Origin of the sequence: Burkholderia sp. KCJ3K979 (assembly GCF_016759955.1) — a bacterium.
In the GTDB taxonomy this organism is placed as follows: Bacteria; Pseudomonadota; Gammaproteobacteria; order Burkholderiales; family Burkholderiaceae; genus Burkholderia; species Burkholderia orbicola.
On sequence record NZ_JACFYV010000386.1, the window covers coordinates 1 to 2,481 of the forward strand.

Sequence of the window (2,481 nt, forward strand, 5' to 3'; positions counted from 1 at the left end):
CCGTATCCGATGCCGGCCGGCTGCTCCGAGCATCCGCTCGGCGGGCTCGGGTTCGTCGGCTTCGCGGAAGAAGTGCGGGCGCAGGAAGCGCAGCTCGGCTTCAAGTTCGACTACGTCGTCGTCTGCTCGGTGACGGGCAGCACGCAGGCGGGGATGGTCGTGGGCTTCGCGGCCGACGGACGCGCGGACCGCGTGATCGGCATCGACGCGTCGGCGAAGCCGGAACAGACGCGCGAACAGATCACGCGCATCGCGCGGCATACGGCCGAGCTGGTGGGGCTGGACCGCGATATCGTCGAACAGGACGTCGTGCTCGACACGCGTTACGGCGGGCCCGAATACGGGCTGCCGAGCGGCGGCACGCTGGAAGCGATTCGGCTGTGCGCACGACTGGAAGGCATGCTGACCGATCCCGTTTACGAAGGGAAATCGATGCACGGGATGATCGACAAGGTGCGGCTCGGGGAATTCGAGCCGGGGTCGAAAGTGCTGTATGCGCATCTCGGCGGAGCGCCAGCGTTGAGTGCGTATAACGGGATTTTTCGCAACGGGTGACGTCGCTTTTCGAGACAGTTCGCACTCAACGGCCCCGGTACCCAAACCGACACACGTATAAATTGAAATGCCGCCGGCAAACCGGCGGCAAAAGATGCGTCCACGGATGCGGCGCACCTGAGGCACTCGATTCAACGTGCTCGGATCGTGCTAGTTGCAACGACTCGCGCAATGCAGCAGCGGGCAACGCGCCCGCTTAGTTCTGCGTGAGCGGATTTAGCGTCGTGCACAGGAAGCCCGTGCAGTTCTTCGGCGTGAAATAGAACGACGCCGTCACCGGCGCGGGGGTGCCGAGCGCGATATCGCTCAGATAGGCGGCGCCCTGCGCGCCGAACGTATTCGCCTGCTGCACGAAGCTCCCGCCGGTCGACTGGATCGCGGCCGACTCGTACGAGAAGGTCGGCGACTGCGTCTGGTCCTTCACGTAGATCCACGAGATCGCGGTGCCGAATGCCATCCCGCCCTTCGCGCGATAACCCTTCGCCCCTTCGCTGTTGGCCTGTGCGACGAAGTCGCTGACCGTCGACGTCGGCGCCAGCGCGTCGTACGTATAGGTCGCGTTCGACGCGTTGTTCTTCATGTACACGTTCGCCTGCACGGCGCCCACCATCAGCGGGCCGAGGAACCAGTAGCCCGACTGGCCCTGGCCGTTCGCCTGCGTGAGGAACGCGTTGGCATCGGCCGGCAGGCCGGTCGTCGTGTACGTGTAGGTGGCGGACGAACCGCCATCCTTGCGATAGAGATCGCCGTACGTGAGCGGCCCTTCGTAGCGGTAGCCGCTCGCCCCTTGCGCGTTGGCCGCGTTGACGAAGGACGTCATGTCCGCCGGCGCCGTCTGCAACTGGTACGTGTAGGTCTGCGCGGTGCCGTCGTTCACGAAGATCGACTGGGTTCCGCCGTTGCCCGCGGTGTAGAAGTAGTCGCCCAGATAGCGATAGCCCTTCGCGCCTTCGTTGTTGACCAGCGTCAGGAAACTCGCGCGATCGGCCGCGACAGGCTGCGCCTCGTAGCGCCACGTCAGCGTGCTGCCGCCCGAGCCACCCGAACCGCCGTTGCCGCCGGAACCCGTGCCGCCCGAACCGGTGCCGCCGCTTCCGCCGTTGTTGCTCGTGCCCGATCCGCCGGACGCCGCGGGCGAGGAATTGTCGTCACCGCCGCCGCAAGCGGTCAGCGCGAGGCAGGTCAATGCGATCAGTGCAACGGCTTTCATCGGGGTCACCTTCTGAACGAACAGGACGAACGCAGCCCGTACGCGCGAATCACGCCGCACGCACCGACCATCACGAATCAAGAATCAGGAATCGGCCGGCGGCATCCCGCCGGCCCGGCAACGTCAGTTCACCTGCAGCTGGCCACCGCGGCCCAGCCCGCCCTTCACGTCCTGCGCCTTGTAGCTGCGCAGCGCGACGACCATCTTGTTGTACGCGTCGATGAACGCCACGACCGTCGCCTTGCCTTCCGGCGTCGACGAGAAGCCCGCCAGCGCGCCGCCCACGCCGCCGCCGAAGCCGCCCAGCGCCGCGCCGTAGTTCGTCGCCGTCGAGCTGCCTTCCGACGCCGCGATCTGCACCGCCGAGCGCACGTCGAACAGCGTCAGCGTCACCACCGACGCCTTCGTCTGCAGATGGCCCGCCACCGCCGCCACCGCGCTGTTGCCGATCAGCCCGCCGATCATGCTGCCGATCCCGCCGATCGGCGAATCGTTGATCACGATCTGCGGCTCCATGTAGTAGTCGGCCGCGACACGCTGGCCCTTCTGCTGCTTCGAGCCCGCGCGGTATTCGCCCGAGTTGCGCTGCAGCTGCGTGATGCGCGACAGGCGTGCGTCGCTCTTCTGGTTGCCGATCGACGTGATCACGAAGCAGTTCGACTGCTGCACCGCCAGCCGCAGCAGCGGATCGATGCTCGTCACCTTGGTGGCGCTGC

At 66.4% G+C, this 2,481-nt stretch carries 3 protein-coding genes; 1 reads left to right on the forward strand and 2 read right to left on the reverse strand.

Annotated elements, in window-relative coordinates; all coding sequences use genetic code 11:
• A partial coding sequence (locus H3O04_RS34950; protein ID WP_202589472.1) for a pyridoxal-phosphate dependent enzyme occupies positions 1–555 on the forward strand: 555 nt, incomplete at its 5' end.
• A 196-nt stretch (positions 556–751) separates the two neighbouring features.
• Here the strand turns inward: H3O04_RS34950 and H3O04_RS34955 are convergent.
• On the reverse strand, positions 752–1,765 hold the full coding sequence (locus H3O04_RS34955) for a hypothetical protein (RefSeq protein ID WP_202589473.1): 1,014 nt from the start codon (positions 1,763–1,765) through the stop codon (positions 752–754).
• 123 nt (positions 1,766–1,888) lie between these two features.
• Positions 1,889–2,481, reverse strand: a 593-nt coding sequence (locus H3O04_RS34960) for a hypothetical protein (protein WP_202589474.1), incomplete at its 5' end; no start/stop codon positions are given.

Excerpts from the sequence above, each read along its gene's own strand:
- H3O04_RS34955 (WP_202589473.1), bottom strand. The coding sequence starts at position 1,765 with ATGAAAGCCGTTGCACTGATCGCATTGACCTGCCTCGCGCTGACCGCT.